At 36.8% G+C, this 16,212-nt stretch carries 18 protein-coding genes, 1 tRNA gene and 2 pseudogenes; 11 read left to right on the top strand and 10 right to left on the bottom strand.

Annotation, left to right across the window (positions count from 1 at the left end; all coding sequences use genetic code 11):
* Nucleotides 1-4: 4 nt before the first annotated feature.
* Nucleotides 5-646, bottom strand: a complete 642-nt coding sequence (locus HMPREF9456_RS15780; RefSeq protein ID WP_006844566.1) for a hypothetical protein — start codon at nucleotides 644-646, stop codon at nucleotides 5-7.
* Nucleotides 627-1,436, bottom strand: a complete 810-nt coding sequence (locus HMPREF9456_RS15785; RefSeq protein ID WP_006844567.1) for a metallophosphoesterase family protein — start codon at nucleotides 1,434-1,436, stop codon at nucleotides 627-629. The genes HMPREF9456_RS15780 and HMPREF9456_RS15785 overlap by 20 nt, the downstream gene beginning before the upstream one ends.
* Nucleotides 1,437-1,590: 154 nt before the next feature.
* Here HMPREF9456_RS15785 and HMPREF9456_RS17285 point away from each other — a divergent pair, with 154 nt between their 5' ends.
* Both HMPREF9456_RS17285 and HMPREF9456_RS15790 read left to right on the top strand, forming a co-directional pair.
* The gene (locus HMPREF9456_RS17285) at nucleotides 1,591-1,743 is read left to right on the top strand and encodes a hypothetical protein (RefSeq protein WP_018075140.1); all 153 of its coding nucleotides are present in this window, start codon (nucleotides 1,591-1,593) and stop codon (nucleotides 1,741-1,743) included.
* A 108-nt stretch (nucleotides 1,744-1,851) separates the two neighbouring features.
* Nucleotides 1,852-2,133 carry a hypothetical protein gene (locus HMPREF9456_RS15790; protein ID WP_006844569.1) on the top strand — a complete coding sequence of 94 codons (282 nt, stop codon included), beginning with the start codon at nucleotides 1,852-1,854 and terminating at the stop codon, nucleotides 2,131-2,133.
* A gap of 117 nt (nucleotides 2,134-2,250) precedes the next feature.
* Here the strand turns inward: HMPREF9456_RS15790 and dnaG are convergent, their stop codons facing one another.
* Nucleotides 2,251-4,251, bottom strand: a complete 2,001-nt coding sequence (dnaG, locus tag HMPREF9456_RS15795; protein WP_006844570.1) for a DNA primase — start codon at nucleotides 4,249-4,251, stop codon at nucleotides 2,251-2,253.
* A gap of 287 nt (nucleotides 4,252-4,538) precedes the next feature.
* Between dnaG and HMPREF9456_RS15800 the strand changes: the two genes are divergently transcribed.
* Together HMPREF9456_RS15800 and HMPREF9456_RS15805 are read left to right on the top strand one after the other, a co-directional pair.
* Nucleotides 4,539-5,858, top strand: a complete 1,320-nt coding sequence (locus tag HMPREF9456_RS15800) for a YihY/virulence factor BrkB family protein (RefSeq protein WP_006844571.1) — start codon at nucleotides 4,539-4,541, stop codon at nucleotides 5,856-5,858.
* A 9-nt stretch (nucleotides 5,859-5,867) separates the two neighbouring features.
* Nucleotides 5,868-7,241: an MATE family efflux transporter gene (locus tag HMPREF9456_RS15805; RefSeq protein ID WP_006844572.1), complete on the top strand. Its 1,374-nt coding sequence runs from the start codon at nucleotides 5,868-5,870 to the stop codon at nucleotides 7,239-7,241.
* A gap of 34 nt (nucleotides 7,242-7,275) precedes the next feature.
* On the opposite strand, the gene queF is transcribed toward HMPREF9456_RS15805, so the two are convergent.
* Both queF and queC read right to left on the bottom strand, forming a co-directional pair.
* Nucleotides 7,276-7,743, bottom strand: a complete 468-nt coding sequence (gene queF / locus HMPREF9456_RS15810; protein ID WP_006844573.1) for a preQ(1) synthase — start codon at nucleotides 7,741-7,743, stop codon at nucleotides 7,276-7,278.
* A 1-nt stretch (nucleotide 7,744) separates the two neighbouring features.
* Nucleotides 7,745-8,401: a 7-cyano-7-deazaguanine synthase QueC gene (gene queC / locus HMPREF9456_RS15815; protein ID WP_006844574.1), complete on the bottom strand. Its 657-nt coding sequence runs from the start codon at nucleotides 8,399-8,401 to the stop codon at nucleotides 7,745-7,747.
* Between the two features lie 146 nt (nucleotides 8,402-8,547).
* Between queC and HMPREF9456_RS15820 the strand changes: the two genes are divergently transcribed.
* Both HMPREF9456_RS15820 and HMPREF9456_RS15825 read left to right on the top strand, forming a co-directional pair.
* A tRNA-Lys gene (locus HMPREF9456_RS15820) sits at nucleotides 8,548-8,620 on the top strand.
* Between the two features lie 459 nt (nucleotides 8,621-9,079).
* The gene (locus HMPREF9456_RS15825) at nucleotides 9,080-10,297 is read left to right on the top strand and encodes a site-specific integrase (protein WP_006844575.1); all 1,218 of its coding nucleotides are present in this window, start codon (nucleotides 9,080-9,082) and stop codon (nucleotides 10,295-10,297) included.
* Between the two features lie 26 nt (nucleotides 10,298-10,323).
* Here the strand turns inward: HMPREF9456_RS15825 and HMPREF9456_RS15830 are convergent, their stop codons facing one another.
* Nucleotides 10,324-10,500, bottom strand: a complete 177-nt coding sequence (locus tag HMPREF9456_RS15830; protein WP_006844576.1) for a histone H1 — start codon at nucleotides 10,498-10,500, stop codon at nucleotides 10,324-10,326.
* 88 nt (nucleotides 10,501-10,588) lie between these two features.
* Between HMPREF9456_RS15830 and HMPREF9456_RS15835 the strand changes: the two are divergent.
* Nucleotides 10,589-11,203 (top strand): annotated as a pseudogene (locus HMPREF9456_RS15835) (flavodoxin family protein).
* Between the two features lie 6 nt (nucleotides 11,204-11,209).
* Nucleotides 11,210-11,809 (top strand): hypothetical protein, encoded by a 600-nt coding sequence (locus HMPREF9456_RS15840; RefSeq protein ID WP_006844578.1) that lies wholly within the window; start codon nucleotides 11,210-11,212, stop codon nucleotides 11,807-11,809.
* Here HMPREF9456_RS15840 and HMPREF9456_RS15845 read toward each other — a convergent pair.
* The 3 genes from HMPREF9456_RS15845 to HMPREF9456_RS15855 are packed head-to-tail and all read right to left on the bottom strand — an operon-like array spanning nucleotide 11,806 to nucleotide 13,667.
* Nucleotides 11,806-12,495, bottom strand: a complete 690-nt coding sequence (locus tag HMPREF9456_RS15845) for a hypothetical protein (RefSeq protein WP_006844579.1) — start codon at nucleotides 12,493-12,495, stop codon at nucleotides 11,806-11,808. The two genes, HMPREF9456_RS15840 and HMPREF9456_RS15845, sit on opposite strands and share 4 nt — an antisense overlap.
* Before the next feature lie 4 nt (nucleotides 12,496-12,499).
* On the bottom strand, nucleotides 12,500-13,168 hold the full coding sequence (locus HMPREF9456_RS15850) for an SMI1/KNR4 family protein (protein WP_006844580.1): 669 nt from the start codon (nucleotides 13,166-13,168) through the stop codon (nucleotides 12,500-12,502).
* Between the two features lie 13 nt (nucleotides 13,169-13,181).
* Nucleotides 13,182-13,667: an EF-Tu C-terminal domain-related protein gene (locus tag HMPREF9456_RS15855; protein ID WP_006844581.1), complete on the bottom strand. Its 486-nt coding sequence runs from the start codon at nucleotides 13,665-13,667 to the stop codon at nucleotides 13,182-13,184.
* Between the two features lie 591 nt (nucleotides 13,668-14,258).
* Between HMPREF9456_RS15855 and HMPREF9456_RS15860 the strand changes: the two genes are divergently transcribed.
* Genes HMPREF9456_RS15860 through HMPREF9456_RS17140 form a run of 3 tightly spaced genes read left to right on the top strand, consistent with a single transcriptional unit; the run spans nucleotide 14,259 to nucleotide 15,757 of the window.
* Nucleotides 14,259-14,522: a hypothetical protein gene (locus HMPREF9456_RS15860; RefSeq protein WP_006844582.1), complete on the top strand. Its 264-nt coding sequence runs from the start codon at nucleotides 14,259-14,261 to the stop codon at nucleotides 14,520-14,522.
* Nucleotides 14,523-14,534: 12 nt separating this feature from the next.
* Nucleotides 14,535-15,593: a hypothetical protein gene (locus HMPREF9456_RS15865; RefSeq protein ID WP_006844583.1), complete on the top strand. Its 1,059-nt coding sequence runs from the start codon at nucleotides 14,535-14,537 to the stop codon at nucleotides 15,591-15,593.
* An 8-nt stretch (nucleotides 15,594-15,601) separates the two neighbouring features.
* A complete protein-coding gene (locus tag HMPREF9456_RS17140) occupies nucleotides 15,602-15,757 on the top strand; it encodes a Cas9 inhibitor AcrIIA9 family protein (RefSeq protein WP_006844584.1) in 156 nt (51 codons plus the stop codon).
* Nucleotides 15,758-15,905: 148 nt separating this feature from the next.
* On the opposite strand, the pseudogene HMPREF9456_RS15870 reads toward HMPREF9456_RS17140, so the two are convergent.
* A pseudogene (locus HMPREF9456_RS15870) lies at nucleotides 15,906-16,160 on the bottom strand (tyrosine-type recombinase/integrase); the annotation flags it as partial.
* Between the last annotated feature and the right edge of the window lie 52 nt (nucleotides 16,161-16,212).

The following is a 16,212-nucleotide window of genomic DNA, read 5'->3' on the forward strand; positions in this document are numbered from 1 at the left end:
TTTTTTAAAGCAATTGAAGTTTCAGTCCAAACGATAATCTTAAATAGTCTTTTGGTTTAAGGTACTTGTTCGTAAAAGCACTTGCAAGATATAAGTCATTTGTACTTAGTTCGTAAAAGGCCGTAACAGACTTAGCAAAAAAACGCTTTTCGTGTGGAATCTTATACGTAAGCCTTTGTCCTATATAGACATTAAACCGCATCTTTGTAGAGAACGAATAGTAATCGTTTGGATATTTGTCGGGTTCACTTATCCAAAAATCGCCGTTAAGAATAGTGTTGATATACAAGCCACAGGCTAGCGGATCGATATAGAATCCTTTTGTCCCTATTGGCTTTGTCCAGGGAATAAAGTTTTGCTTCAAGGTAAAAGTTACCTTATTTTCTTTTGTTGAGTATTTAGGAAGAAATCCAAAGAACACATCCGTCTCCCATTGATTGTTTTTTCCATAATCCCATCCAGTTCCTATGGATATAAGTCCCATCCCGCCTGCATACTGAAATTTTATATGTGTAGGAATGAGATTGGCCCACTGGTTCTGATATTTTTCTACACGTTTTTCGTAGCCATTCTGAGAATAGCCGGATAGGCTGAGCAATAGAATAAGTGATGAAGAAGATATATATTTAATAAGCGACCACTTCATAGTCATAGGTGTTATCTGAATTTAATGTGAATAGTAAATATTTCTTTTTAGCTATATTGGGTGTGCCATAATAGATTATTCCATCATCGAAGAGATCGTCTACTGCTATGTTGTGATCGTGAGCATTGAGGCAAAATTGAAGATTTGGAAATTCTTTTATATAGCGTTGAAATACATTGGCTATATTATTGTTGAACTGTTCTGAAAAAGGACGGACATGCATTGCCATTACTGTTTTATCATATTCACCTTTCCGGTCTTTTATTTCTTGTTCTATAAATTGAAAATCCGGTACAGGGAGCGAATAATCGAACTCCAGGGCATTGGTGTTTAAACATACAAATTTCGTCCTTCCGGCAATGAAGGAAAAGTTTTCTTCTCCAAAAACTTTCCTGAAGACTTCTATTCCATTTGCGAGGCAATCGTGATTTCCCAATAAGACTACATAGGGTACTTTCAGTTTGTTTAGAATATCCCGTTGCCACAGAAATTCTTTGGTAAGCCCAAAATCTGATACGTCTCCTCCATGAATAACGAAATCTATATCGTTTCTTTTGTTTAGTGCATTCACAAAATCCTCCGTTTCGTCATACCATCGTTGGGTATCGCCAATCAAAGCAAAGCGTATCGTTTCTTTGTTTCTACAAGCTTCCTCTATTCGAGCTATATTCTTTTTGTTGATATCTGTTTTTCCTGAAATGCGACCATCGTACGGATGATATTCGATCATCTCGCATGACTGAAATATATATAATATACCAAGCAATAGTACTCCTATCGATTTTTTCATTTAACTAATTATTTGAAGCTACAAGAGTACTGCCAATAAATATAATTAGGAAAAAAATCGAAGTGTTGTGTCATTTTATTGAGCTTTTTTAAGGATGTTTTAACGAAAAGTCCTTATCTATTCTTAATTTTTTGTGTCAATTATTCTGCAATAAATGATGCTTAGTGATTACTTGCGAAAAATATTCAGAGTTGTATCGTCGTCGACAGGAATCAATCTCCAAGAGCAAAATAAGAATGTAATAGAAACTGTAAAGAAGCGAAAAATAATGGCTGAGATATTTTATTTCGCTCCTGTGAATAAGTAGTTTATGTATATGTGTAAAAGGTTTCTTTGCTAAGGCGTATAAATAGGAGAGTTAATCAAGCCTTGTCTAATTAAATAATGCTTACCTTTATTTTCAAAATATAAAACAATGAAACTAAAAGAAGAACAAAAAAACAAATCGGTACTCACAACCAGTTATGTACTAACAAACGGCTCTCCGATAACTTTCGTTCTCTACGATGAGGACGGAGACTGGCAGTTGTTTGGTGATGATGAAGTTGATGATGAAGAGGATGCTTATCTGGTATCGGTAGACGAGATATTGGAAATGGAACCGATATTGAAGAAACTCCCTGATTTGCAACCGGGACAAGCTGCTACGAGAGAAAAAGATAGTACTCGCTGGTTTATCGTTGAGGATGAAGAATAAGGTACTCTAAGTTTCCGCGAAGAGTGATTGTCGTATTTTATATGTGACTAAGTATTTCCTTTTCTAAAAGGACTTGAGATGTGAAGATGAGATACGGCAATAAATACTTTAAACTACTTACCACCGCAGAATAATTCTTTCGCCTAGTTCTTTTGCCAGAATTTTTTTTATTTCGTCCATTTCCTTAAGCTTTTGCATAAGGATAATAGCCCCGTCCCAGTCTTTTTCCTTTTGTTTCTTTATCAGGTCTTCTTTGATCTCCTTCATCTGTTTCGATATATGAGCATCTTTTAACTCGGTAACTGCACGAGGTACGTTTTTCCAAAGATGTTTTTCTTCGGCAAGAGGTGTGTCTTCCTTTTTTAGATTCTCTCCGAATTGCTTCATATGTAGTTTGCTCAACTGATACCTGTCGCTTACCAGTTCGGCTGCAATCTTGCTTATGTGAGCGTCTGTATGAGCCAGGAAATAACGGCTCGGATTGAAATATTCATTTGCCGAGTGCTCTATTGCATCTTCCAGTATTGTTTTATACAAAGGATTCGTAAACCAAAAACCATCTCTTTGCAAGTCAAATTTCACCCAATCTATTACGGTTGTCGGCATATCGCCTGTCGCAGGATTGTTTTCTCCTCCTTCAATCAATATTTCCATTCCATACCTGACAATGAAATAGAGTATCGCTAACTCAAACTTATCGATGTTTGTCTTTTTTACAATGGGTTTTCCTCTATGCGCTTCAGGCTGTGAGAGGTCAACGTTGATTGCCGATAGCTCAGGATCTATCTTCGGCTGAGGAGCCTTCTCTAGGTGAGCAAGCCTTTTCTTATTTACTTCCTGAATAAGTATTCGTTCGTCTATATTCAGCAGTATACTGCAATCTTTTATATATACACTGCGTATAATATTGTCAGGAATAACCGCGATACTGCTTACTATGTCGGAGATAAGGTTTGCTCTCTTTATTGGGTCATTGCCTGCATCATCCAATAGTAATTGCGTTTTGAAGCGTATGAAATCCACTTCATGTTCCTGTACGTATTTTGTCAGCGACTCGGCATTTTGCTTGCGTGCAAATGAATCGGGGTCCTCACCATCAGGAAGAAGTACGACCTTTATTTTCATTCCTTCTTCAAGCAAGAGGTCTATCCCTCTCAGTGCCGCTTTTATACCGGCAGCATCACCGTCGTAGAGTATTGTTACATATTCCGTAAAGCGATGGATAAGTCTGATCTGTCCGTGAGTAAGCGCAGTCCCTGAGGAAGCAACTACATTTTCTATACCCGCCTGATGCATCGATATCACGTCGGTGTATCCTTCTACCAGATAGCAGCAGTCGGCTTTGGTGATAGCTTGTTTTGCAAAATATATCCCATATAGTTCGCTGCCTTTGTGGTATATCTCACTTTCGGGAGAATTTACGTATTTTCCTGTATTCTCTGCCTTTTTGAGGATACGTCCGCCAAAGGCAACAACTTTCCCCGATAATGTGTGTACGGGAAATATAACTCGTCCCCGAAAACGATCGATAAGAGCACCGCTACTCTCACTTTTTATCGTGAGACCTGTTTTTACAAGATATTCTTCTTTGTAGCCATTTTTTATAGCTTCTTGCGTGAGGCTATCTCTTTGCTCAAGACTATATCCGAGTTGGAATTTCTGTATAATATCTTCACGGAATCCTCTTTCTTTAAAATAACTTAGACCTACAGATTTACCCTCGATATGTTCATGCAGCGTTTTTACAAAATGATTTCGGGCAAAGTCGTTTAATATAAAAAGGCTTTCACGCTCGTTATAAGCCTGCTTCTGCTCATCGGTTAACTCTCGCTCTTGTATTTCGATGTTATACTTCTTTGCCAGATAGCGTAGCGCATCGAAATAAGAGAGCTGCTCATGCTTCATAATGAAGTGAACTGCAGTTCCACCTTCACCACAAGCAAAGCATTTACATATATTCTTGGATGGAGAAACGTAGAATGACGGAGTCCTGTCTTCGTGGAACGGACACAGCCCTACATAGTTTATTCCTCTACGCTTGAGCGTAACAAACTGAGATACTACATCTACTACTTGTGCAGCATCTATTATACGGTCTATGGTGGCTTGATCTATCATTGTTATTTACTAACACGAAAGTAATAAAAATATCCCAGTATAGATATTTTATATTTCTATGCCAAAGTTAAATTATACTTATCGGTCTTCTTCTTTCGTGAATATTCTACACAGTGTCTCTTATGGTTAGGTTATTGGTATAGTAGAGATTTTTTTACAAATTTTAGCAATGAAGATTGATCTTATTTGTAGATATATTTGTTACTATTTTTAAGATTCTATCTATCAAGTATGTTTACTTATAAAGAACAAGCTATATTTGTAGATATTTCGGATAAAAATCTTGTATGATTGAAAGAATAAAAGAGTTTGTAAAAAGAATAATTCGATTTCTTACGTATGATATCTGGCGGATAAACAAACGCGAGAGGTCATCCCGTAAAATGGGATTTTATGATATTATTAAGTCTTTTATCCTTGCTATCAGGAATATTGATGGAGAGCAACTTTTTACACGTGCATCAGCATTGACATATAGCACCTTACTGTCTATCGTCCCCATGCTTGCTGTACTGTTTGCGATAGCTCGTGGGTTTGGTTTTCAGAATATTGTAAAGACTCAGCTCTTTAGCTATTTTGCAGGACAAGAAGAGATCCTGAACAAGGCAACTGCTTTTATCGACAAATCGATCGAATATGCTCAGGGTGGGATTTTTTTAGGCGTTGGTGTTATCTTGTTGTTGTATACTGTAATCAATCTGCTTTCGAACATAGAAGACAACTTCAATAAAATATGGCAGATAAAAAAAGGGCGCACCTATTTTCGGATGTTCACAGACTATCTCGCTCTTATCATTATTGCACCTATTTTTCTTATATGCAATGCAGGTCTTAATATTCTTTTGAGCACTACAGCCGAACAACAGTATATACTGGGGCTGGTTATTGGCCCTTTTATGAAAGTTGTTCCTTTTCTTATTACCATTTTACTCTTTACAATACTCTATATTTACATCCCGAATACGAAGGTTAAGTTTACCAGTGCCTTATTAGGAGGTGTGTTTACGGGTATATGTTTTCAGGTATTCCAAATGCTGTATATCGGCGGTCAGATATGGATATCTAAATACAATGCAATATATGGTAGTTTTGCCGCTTTACCTTTGCTGTTGCTATGGTTGCAACTGACATGGTTTTTTGTTTTGTTTGGTGTGCAGCTATCTTTTGCTTATCAGAATGTAAATAAGTTTAGTTTCGAGCACGAAACATCTAAAATAAGTCGTCGCTATAAGGATTTTGTTGCATTACTAATAATGACTTTGATCGTTAAGCGGTTTGAAAAAGGCGATATGCCTTATACTGCTGATGAACTTTCGGAGCAATATAAAATCCCAACAAAGTTGACAAGCGATACTCTTTTTTATTTGCAGGATATCGGTCTTATTGTAGAAACTCCATCTCAAAACGCATTAGTACCTGCTTTTATTCCTGCTTTGGATATCAATCATATTACCGTAAGTTATCTGTTTGAGAAAATAGAGCAATATGGTTCGGAGGATTTTGTGATTGATACAAATGTAAAATTCAGGAGAGAGTGGGAGACTATTTTAGAAATTAAAGAGCTTTCGGATAGTGAAAATGGAGACAAACTGCTCAAAAATTTATAATTCATACACGTGAAATCAGGTATTCATAATCTTACCGAGGGAAAAATATTCTCTACCTTAATACGCTTGGCTCTGCCGCTGATGGGTACAAGCTTTTTACAGATGGCTTACACGCTCATGGCTATGTCGTGGGTTGGCAGGCTGGGTACTGTATCTCATCCCGAAATAGCAACTAAGTCGGAAGCTGCAATTGGTGCTATAGGGATGTTGTTGTGGTTGACTTCATCGGTCGCATATCTAGCTATGATAGGATCGGAGGTAGCAGTAGGCCAATCGATAGGTGCGAAGAAAATGAAGCGTGCAGCTATATATGCTTCACATTCTACAACTACCTCTATTGTACTTAGCGTGGTATGGGTGTCTACACTCTTTATATTTGCTAATCCTATCTTATCTTTTTTCAAATTATCTGCTGATATTACAGCTGATGCGGTGCTTTATTTACGAATACTCACGATTAGTCTTCCATTTCAGTTCTTGTCCTATAATTTCGCAGGGATATATAATGGAGCAGGGCGAAGTACTGTTCCGTTCAAAAATAATGCAGCCGGGCTCGTGTTAAATATGATACTCGACCCTATATTGATGTTTGGTATGGGTATGGGATTGCACGGTGCTGCTATTGGCACAGTTGCTGCGCAATTGTTTGTGTTTTCTTTGTTCTTTTATCAGATTAAATATGGTAATCGTATTTTAGGCGATTTTTCTTTTTTTATTAGGCCAAAAGCGATTTACCTTAAACGCATAATTTTTCTGGGAACGCCTGTTTCAATAATGAACTCATTGTATGCCATCATTAATATGAATCTGGCTCGTGTTGCTTCTATTCATGGTGGGCATCTAGGCATGATGGCTCAGACAACCGGAGGGCAAATAGAGGCGGTTACATGGAATACATCACAGGGCTTTTCTACGGCGTTGAGTGCTTTTGTTGCTCAGAACTATGCTGCTAATAAATTGGAAAGAGGTAAAAAGGCATATATCTATACGATACGTGTTATGTTTACGTTAGGAATTTTTGTCAGTATTGCATTTATTTTGTTTGGTGCTCAAATTTTTGGAATTATTGTTCCCGAAGAGAATGCTATGCGAGCCGGAGCCGAATATTTGTTTGTAATGGGTTTAGTGCAGATTTTTATGATGTTTGAGTTGACTACACAAGGTATGTTTAATGGTATTGGCCGTACGGTAGAGCCTGCCGTGATAAGTATTACATTCAATGCGCTACGCATCCCTTTGGCCTATTATCTGGCTTCGCAAATGGGTATTGTTGGTGTATGGTGGGCAATTGCTATATCTACGGTTTGTAAAGGCATAATACTGCCTGTTTGGTTTACGGTAGTCTATAAAAGAGTACAAAAACGAAGACCTAAGATTGCATAATCAGAATAAAAAAAGAGGCTTTAAAGCCTCTTAACTATTTATATATTTGCTGTGCGTTATGATTTATCAGACGCTCTTCTGCTAGTCGCTCGAACTTCGTACCCGGACGTCCATAGTTGCAAAACGGATAAATACTAATTCCTCCACGTGGCGTAAATATTCCTACTACTTCGATATATTTCGGATTCATCAGCTTAATAAGGTCTTTCATCATAATATTTACACAGTCTTCATGGAATGCTCCATGATTACGAAAGCTAAATAAGTATAACTTAAGACTCTTGCTTTCTACCATTTTTACATCAGGTATGTAGTTGATGTGTATTGTTGCAAAATCGGGTTGTCCCGTAATAGGGCATAGGCTTGTAAACTCCGGGCAGTTGAATGTTACCCAATAGTCATTATCCTGATGTTTGTTCTCAAACGCTTCTAATACTTCAGGAGCGTAATTGTCTTTATATTCGGTTTTTGCGCCTAAATGGCTAAGTCCTTCTATTGTCATATTATAGTTTTGTCTTTAAATAATTGTTTAATCCTTGTTTGCGCAATTTGCAAGAAGGGCAGTGTCCGCAACCATCGGCAATGATACCGTTGTAGCAGGTCAGGGTTTGAGTGCGAATGATATCGAAAACACCCAGTTCGTCCGCTAATTGCCATACAGCAGTTTTATCTCTCCACATCAATGGTGTATGTATCTGAAAATGTTCGTCCATAGCCAGATTAATGGAAGCATTCGCTGAAAGTATGAAAGTGTCTCTGCAGTCGGGGTAACCACTGTAATCGGCTTCTGATACTCCTGTTACAATGTGGCGTATACCGTGCGAGCGGGCGATGACAGCCGCAAAAGTAAGAAATAATAAATTGCGTCCCGGTACAAACGTATTTGGATAAGAGTCTGCCGGTTTTTCCTGATCCATAACAATATCGCTTGTCAAAGAGTTGACAGATAGTTGGCTGATAATAGAGGCATCCAGCAGTTGGAACGGCACATTCGCTTTTTCGGCAATAGATTTTGCCACTTCCACCTCTTTGGAGTGACGTTGCCCGTAAGTAAAACACAGCGTGCGGACGGATGAGAAATTTTCTAATGCCCAGTAAAGGCATGTTGTTGAATCTTGTCCACCCGAAAACAAGACCAACGCTGATTCTTTTTTATTCATTCTATAACTTTGTTTTTTACGTGGTTAATCCTAAGATACACGGATGAGAAATCTCTCTTCGGCTACAAAAGTAAGGATTTTAAAAGATTCTTTCCGAAAATATTTTCTTAAAAAGAATAATTATTATACTTTTGCACTCACCAAACGACTCCGTAGCTCAGCTGGTAGAGCAATTGACTCTTAATCAATGGGTCGAGGGTTCGAGCCCCTCCGGGGTCACAAAAGGCCAGAGTCAAATCTGAGCCAATGAAAATGAAACCTTCTAAATAGTAGATTTAGAAGGTTTTTCTTTTGTATGAATGCCTACTCTAAATCGTTCCGAAGTCATTACTTATAAACTTGATTTATTGATTAAACGATTGAATATCAATTCAAAGATGGTATAAAAAACGACCCCTCCGAGGTCACAAAAGTCAAAGTATAGACTAAGACAAATTAAAGAAAAGCCATCTGAGAATTAGATTTCAGGTGGCTTTTTATTGTTTTTGAAAGACAGCTTAGGATGATAAAAAAGACATTTAAAAGCCATAAATCGTTACTAAATCGTTACTATTTTTTGACACTAAATTTTAGTAACGATTTACTAAATAAACATCTCATTTACTACAAGTTGTCATAGAGTTGTCTAAGATTCTTCAATAACAAAAACTGTAATTTGTAACATTAAAATTGAAGATTATGAAGTCAACATTCAGAACACTTTTCTATTTAAGAAAGAATCAACCTAAAAGTAATGGTATGTATCCGATTATGCTCCGGATAACGATCAACAGTAAGGTTACACAATTTAGCACAAAGATTGATATTCATCCGAACCAATGGGATGCAAAAGCCGGAAAAGCAAAAGGTAGAACAGAAGAAATTGCAGAAATAAACAGAAAACTCACCAATCTATCCTCGCGTATAGACAAAGCATACAATAAGAGAATGGAAGAAAATGGGTATGCTCTTCCCGAAGAAATAAAGAATGATTTATTGGGTACAGATACTGCTCATAAAACTTTAATATATTATTTTACCAAACACAATGAACAATATCAGCAAAAAGTTGGTAAAAATACGACATACACTACATACAAAAGATATGAATTAGTTAAGACAAGACTGATTGAGTTTTTATCAGAAAAATATAACCTAACAGATATCTCTATTCGAGAAATGAATACTATATTATTGGAAGATTTCTATTTGTACCTCAGAAATAAATCAGAAATAAATAATAATACTGCAATGAAGTTCTTACAACGACTACGCAGGGTTATTAATTTTATTATAAAAGGGCATGGAGAAACAATTCCAGATCCATTCATAAATTTCAAATTTCATTATGATGAAGTTGAGCGGGAAATATTGACTTTAGATGAGATTAATACAATCTACACAAAAGTATTCGCATCAAAAAGATTATCTCAGGTCCGTGATATTTTCATCTTTTCATGTTTTACGGGACTTTCTTACATAGATGTTTTTAACCTTGCAGAATCTAACATTCAACAAGCTTTTGATCAAAGTTTGTGGATAATGACTAAAAGGAGTAAGACCGGAGTAAAAGTCAAAGTACGATTGTTAGATATTCCTTATAAGATACTTGAGAAGTATAAAGGAAAACAAAAGAATGGAAAAGTATTACCTGTAATTACTAATCAAAAAATGAATGATTATTTGAAAGAGATAGCTGCAATTTGTAATATTGATAAAACTTTAACTTTTCACATAGCAAGACATTCATTTGCGACTTCCATAGCTTTGTCAAATGGTGTCCCAATAGAAAGTGTTTCTAAAATGTTAGGACATAAAGACATCAAAACTACTCAGATTTATGCAAAAATTACTGACTTGAAAGTCAGTAAAGACATGGAGGACTTATCGAAAAGGATTAATATGAAAGTAGGTTAAATAAGAAAGGTGCATTTGCACCTTTCTTATTTCTTAGAATCCTCGATAGACACTTTTCTGAATTCTTTTAAAGCCTTCTCAATAGCCAAAGATGTTTTTCTAGCTCTTGTTCCTGCCGCTTTATTACCGTTTTCTACTTGTGATGTTGCATCTTTTGCGAAATCTGCAAATAGTTGATTCAAGTTCTCTACTAAGTTTTTCATTATTTTCTATTTTTAAATTGAAGCACAAAGATAAATTTGTTTTCGAAACATTGAATATCTTTGTAAATAAAGATCAACTAAAATAACTATGAAAGTTTTACTTATAAACGGAAGTCCACGAGGTAAAGGTAATACATATATTGCTCTATCAGAGGTTGCATCCGCATTAGAGGGTTGTGGTATTGAAACCGAAATTATCTCCATTGGAGCCAAAGCTGTACAAGGCTGTATCGCCTGTAATAAATGTATGGAACTAGGGCGATGTGCTTTCCAAGATAAATTATACAATACTGTAAGAGAGAAAATTCAAGATGCGGATGGCCTGGTAGTCGGCTCACCGACCTATTACGCCGGACCTAACGGTTCACTCTGTGCTTTGCTCGACCGGGTCTTTTATTCCAGTTCCCAATATTTGAAATACAAGCCTGCTGCTGCAATAGCAGTTTGTCGTCGCGGAGGGGCAAGTGCCACATTCGACCGGTTAAACAAATATTTTACAATTACCAATATGCCTGTTGTTCCTTCTCAATATTGGAACAGTGTTCATGGCCGGCTTCCGGGAGAAGCCGCTCAGGATGGTGAAGGTTTGCAAACGATGCGTACCCTCGGACGGAATATGGCATGACTATTGAAAAACCTGAAATCCGGCACAGAAGCTGTACCTGAACCCGAAGCTCGTATAATAACGAACTTTATCCGTTAATCCATCATGGATGAAATACCGAGAATGATTTTTCAGTTCGAAAAGAAAGAGAGTAACAATACAATCCCGGCAAGACTCGTAAAAAAGCTATCTGGCCGTATTGGAATGGACGAAATCCATGAGATTACCTACCTTATTCAGAGTAGCAATAAAGGAAAGCAACAGCTATATAATTTTATTTTCGATGAAGATGACACAGTTGTGACTAATGCTTTGTGGATAATGACACATTTTTCGCTATCTGAAAATAAGTGGCTATACTCAAAACAGAATGAAATGATAGACAAGTTATTGGCTGCCAGACATCCTTCCCATTTACGTTTGCTTCTCCATCTGCTTTACAGGCAGCCGTTAGCAGATCCGCCCCGCGTAGACTTTCTCGATTATTGCCTGGAGGAAATGGTTGCTATGAAAGAAGCTCCCGGCACAACTACCCTTTGTATGAAACTAGCCTATGAAATGTGCCGGATGATTCCCGAATTATTACAGGAATATCGTGTGGCATTGGATATGATAGAAGCATCACAGTTACCCCCTTCGTTAAAAACCACACGAAAGAATATACTGAAAGCTACGCTAAAAGGAAAAAGCCTACAAATCTATTAATTGGAATCCGTATTTTGATAGATGCCGGGTGGTACTATAATTTCTTCTTTCTCGTTTTTCTCTATATTATAACAACTTAAAACTAGATTTAAGTCCTCCCATCTTACAAAATCGGCATCATCGTAAACATCATAACCGCCCTCCAGACAATCGATAATATCATGCTGAAATTTTGGTTCAGCCATAGGGTTTTCAAAATCGACAATGAGTGTACTCCACGGCGCACCCCATATACAACCAGACACAGCCAACAAATTATTTAGAGGATTATAGTGTACGTCTGTCCAGATAAAATATTCCCGACCATCCAGCACACATTGCGGATAATACTGGAATTCTTTATTGTTTGCCAAATCGAAAACTGTATATCCATATAATTCCTGCCTGTAAACTAAATATTTATTGCCATTCCGGTGATAAATAAAAGTATGAAATTCAGCATCGTTATCAAAGCTATTCCATATGTGGATGGTTTCTCCATTGCTATCCAACAATACATTACTATTACCATGCAGATTACAGCCATTCACTTTTCCTCTATATGTAGTTTTGAGTATTTTGTAATCCTCTGGAAGAGTGATGGTTTCGTCCTCTTCCCTGTTGTCTTCTGAAAACAAAGGTTGGAATTTCGCACATTCTTCCCTGTATTTATCTGAATATGCTGCGTTTCTAAGCGCCTCATTCATAGTTTTATACTTTTATCAAAGCTTGCTTCCATTCATTAATGACAGAAGATTCACTCATTAGCTTTTTACTATCAGAATCATAGAAAATTTCTAAAATCCAGTCTTCTGTCCCAACACAACCAATATTTGACCAGTTAGTTATGAACTCAATAAAACTATCAGCAAGGTGGCTTCCATGGAAATCGCTGCCATCATGGCTTAAAAATATAACCGGGCAGCCGTTTTCCGTACTTACCCTATCAAAAACGATCATGTCACCGTTACCGACTTCCAAAAACGGGATTTTATTATGCCATATTTTGTCATACTCATTATTCGGATCGGGGAAACATTTAGCAACCCAGTCCAGATAGTTTTTGTACATTCTGTCTAATTGTGAGAAATCCCATAAAATTCCATCACTGCCTCCACAAAAGATAGCTTCGAATGACTCGATCTCATCATCATCCATATGCCAGTTTAAATCAATACCGGAAGAATATTCACATAATATATGTTTAAAATCAGAAGGTAATTCTATATCCAAACTTTTTTCTAAAGTTTTTATTTCTTCTAATGCGATAGGGTCTTTAATAACTATTTTACTATAATCCCAGTTTCTAGTCTCTGCAATAGACATTATCCATGACCAGTCTGACTGCCATCTATTCCACAATGTTTTGTTTAGTTCCATGTTATATCTTCTGTTATTTATTAAACTCTAATATTTCGCCTACACCAATCAACTTATTCGCTTCATAAATATACCATTCTCTTCCCACGTTCAGATACCTTTCAATAGACGAATAACACAGGAATCTTACAGTTACGATTCGCTCTTCACCAGGATATATCAATTCAGAATCATCAAAAGTTATATCACCGATAAAAGATTCTATCCACACGCCTTCCTGCTCTTGATTAAAAACATGGTTAGGCCTGTATCCCGATGAAAAACCTGTTTTTCGGCCACCTTCAGATGTGGTTCTCATTTTAATCCTGGCTTTGAGGCAAATCATATCTACACCTTTACATTCGATATCCTTTATGCTGGTGTATGTGTATTTATCATAAGCCATCACATCAAAGATCTTTGATTCTCCTGTTTTCAACCAGCGTTTATAGATAAGTTTTCCACCCATATATAAATAGAGCTCATCTCCTTTAATATGCTTTTCAATGGCTAATTTCATTTCGGCTTATTATCTATTAAAGAAATAATGTATTAATGCAAAAATAGGGAATGAATTGTTTATGATAGATATTATTCCCGGAAAATATTTCAGGTACTTAATGTATCCTGCGACCCTTTCCGTCATTCGTTATATCATTTGTAATTCGAATACTCACTATTACTGCGTATTCTACAATTACATTAATAATAACTACCATTTCGGAAACAGTCTCGGATAATAAACCAAGAGTAGCTACTTTCAGGCTACACTTGAATATTTAACTTTCTACTGCTATTGATATGCTGTGATAGCATATTTTTATATTATCCACTATCTAACGATGCCCTTTCCCGTTTCTTCCATAACTATTCCACGTTTGTCTGGGAGCCATCCTTGTTCGGTCTATTGTTCATCAGAGCAAAGGTATGATAGTGTTTAGACCATGTATGTTCAGAGCCTGTCGGTTTCCGCAAAAATCTTCCTCTTTCCTTCGGCGAGCGTATTTATTGACGGAAAAACATCCCTGCTTTAAACACAATACCTTTTGTTGCTCTATGAAACAAAAACGACCGACCTGACGGATGACGCATGAAAAAAAATGTCATAGTTATGAGAAACGGGAAAAACATATTGAAACAAAACTCCCTCGCCTCTGGAATCATCATAAAATTTGGTTTGTGGGTGGCAGGGTTTGCATTGTGTGCGTGGGTAGTTACTCATCTGAGTATAAACACATCCGTAGTCTTAGGTTGTGTATTTGCTTATATGGGAATCTGCCTTGTATTCAAGGTCGTGAAGTTTGTATTGAAAGTTATTCTTTCCCTACTCTCCTTTATCATCATTACCGCATTAATTCTATTACTCATCTTTTAAAACCAAACAGCCATGACAAAATTATATTCCCTTTTCGGAGGAACAACAACAGATACAGAAGTTAAATCAGTAGAAGTAAACCAAATTGTACAAATGGAAGGTTATTCATACAGCAGGTATGTAGTCCATAAAATAACACATAACCAATTCGGGTATCATTACCACCTAATCAACCTCAGAACCCACGATTTCCACCAATCAGAGATAATCAAGCCGTTAAGTCAGAAGTTCGGTATCGGTATGTACTATGATGATAAGAACATTGAGTTTATGACCGAAGAAGAAGTAGCAGAACTCTATGCCAAAGCACAAGCCAAACATGTAGATGAAATGGAACAGCAGAGAGCCGAAGAAAAACGCAGGGAAGAAGTTCGGGTTGTTGGTCGTGAATGGCTTAAAAACAATCTCCCAACTGATGCAAAAGCCATTATTGTAGGTCGTTTGAAACAAGATGAATCCGATTCACAGACAGACTATTTTGCATCCTCTACTCTAAGCAATGTTATATTAGGTTTCTCCAAACATACACGGGATATATTCTCCGAAATGCGTAAACACGCATCTAATTTTGAAGGGATAGCCTATTTAGCGGAATATAACGAAGATTATGAGCATAGAGAGAAATACTCTATGGGTGCAGGCTACTATTTAGGCGAAAGTAAATACAGAGGTTGGATAATAGAGAAAGAGCCTATCTATAACCGAGAAAGGACAATAGAAGAATTCGCCTACACAGCAGGCTCTCCCGATGGTATCCACATCAAACCTAATAAGACAGGCAAGATTAATAATAAAATAGATTATACCGATAATATAAGTCCAAACGAATCGGAACAGCAATCTACTATATACATACAATCCGACAATCTGCAATTTGAGATAGTTGATTATTCCGAGAAAGCTATTGCCCTGTTTGGAGATGCCAAGCCTATTAAAGACCTATTATTCGCTATGGGTGGAAAATTCAATCCCCGATTGACATACAAGGAAACCAAGAAGGCTGGATGGATATTTTCCAAAACTAAGAGAGAAGAATTAGAAGGAGTATTAAATCTGAATAACAACAAATAACCAAAACCATGAAATCAACAGCATATTTTACACGCACGATATTAACCTATTTGGAGAAACGAGCAGAAACGGATGCTCAATTTGCCGAATCATTCGCTAAACCCGATAAGAACATAGACGACTGTGTGTTATGGATAGCTATCCATAAACAACATTATGCGTAGCTATACATTATGTTTAGATAACAGCTTTTCTCTTTTTAAAAATCCTATATTACAATCAATTAGAGGATTTGCTTAACGCTTTTTCTTTACATAATAAATTTCATCCGCTCGTCTTTGTATTGACTGGCGAACGGATGAAATAAGATTTTTATCGGAAGCTCATCAACTCTTCAAGTAATCCCTTGTCCTTTTCCCATAGATTTTCCGATTCAATATTGGGGCTTAGTCGTAAATAAGCTCTTTCTATTGCCTCTCTTTTTTGCTTTGAGTCTGAACGTGCATATATTTCTGTTGTCATAACAGAAGAATGTCCAAGAATATCCCTTATATGATGGAGTATAACTCCGGCTTGAAGCAAATGCATTGCTTTTGTGTGCCGAAGTGTATGGCAGCTTATATGTCCTGTGAAAAATGCAGGATTTTCTTTTCTTGTCTTTATCAACATATTTATCTAG

The organism is Dysgonomonas mossii DSM 22836 (genome assembly GCF_000213575.1).
GTDB lineage: Bacteria > Bacteroidota > Bacteroidia > Bacteroidales > Dysgonomonadaceae > Dysgonomonas > Dysgonomonas mossii.

Coding starts and splice junctions, on each gene's coding strand:
- HMPREF9456_RS15780 (WP_006844566.1), bottom strand. CDS start 646: ATGAAGTGGTCGCTTATTAAATATATATCTTCTTCATCACTTATTCTA.
- HMPREF9456_RS15785 (WP_006844567.1), bottom strand. CDS start 1,436: ATGAAAAAATCGATAGGAGTACTATTGCTTGGTATATTATATATATTT.
- HMPREF9456_RS17285 (WP_018075140.1), top strand. CDS start 1,591: ATGATGCTTAGTGATTACTTGCGAAAAATATTCAGAGTTGTATCGTCG.
- HMPREF9456_RS15790 (WP_006844569.1), top strand. CDS start 1,852: ATGAAACTAAAAGAAGAACAAAAAAACAAATCGGTACTCACAACCAGT.
- dnaG (WP_006844570.1), bottom strand. CDS start 4,251: ATGATAGATCAAGCCACCATAGACCGTATAATAGATGCTGCACAAGTA.
- HMPREF9456_RS15800 (WP_006844571.1), top strand. CDS start 4,539: ATGATTGAAAGAATAAAAGAGTTTGTAAAAAGAATAATTCGATTTCTT.
- queF (WP_006844573.1), bottom strand. CDS start 7,743: ATGACAATAGAAGGACTTAGCCATTTAGGCGCAAAAACCGAATATAAA.
- queC (WP_006844574.1), bottom strand. CDS start 8,401: ATGAATAAAAAAGAATCAGCGTTGGTCTTGTTTTCGGGTGGACAAGAT.
- HMPREF9456_RS15825 (WP_006844575.1), top strand. CDS start 9,080: ATGAAGTCAACATTCAGAACACTTTTCTATTTAAGAAAGAATCAACCT.
- HMPREF9456_RS15830 (WP_006844576.1), bottom strand. CDS start 10,500: ATGAAAAACTTAGTAGAGAACTTGAATCAACTATTTGCAGATTTCGCA.
- HMPREF9456_RS15840 (WP_006844578.1), top strand. CDS start 11,210: ATGGATGAAATACCGAGAATGATTTTTCAGTTCGAAAAGAAAGAGAGT.
- HMPREF9456_RS15845 (WP_006844579.1), bottom strand. CDS start 12,495: ATGAATGAGGCGCTTAGAAACGCAGCATATTCAGATAAATACAGGGAA.
- HMPREF9456_RS15850 (WP_006844580.1), bottom strand. CDS start 13,168: ATGGAACTAAACAAAACATTGTGGAATAGATGGCAGTCAGACTGGTCA.
- HMPREF9456_RS15855 (WP_006844581.1), bottom strand. CDS start 13,667: ATGAAATTAGCCATTGAAAAGCATATTAAAGGAGATGAGCTCTATTTA.
- HMPREF9456_RS15860 (WP_006844582.1), top strand. CDS start 14,259: ATGAGAAACGGGAAAAACATATTGAAACAAAACTCCCTCGCCTCTGGA.
- HMPREF9456_RS15865 (WP_006844583.1), top strand. CDS start 14,535: ATGACAAAATTATATTCCCTTTTCGGAGGAACAACAACAGATACAGAA.
- HMPREF9456_RS17140 (WP_006844584.1), top strand. CDS start 15,602: ATGAAATCAACAGCATATTTTACACGCACGATATTAACCTATTTGGAG.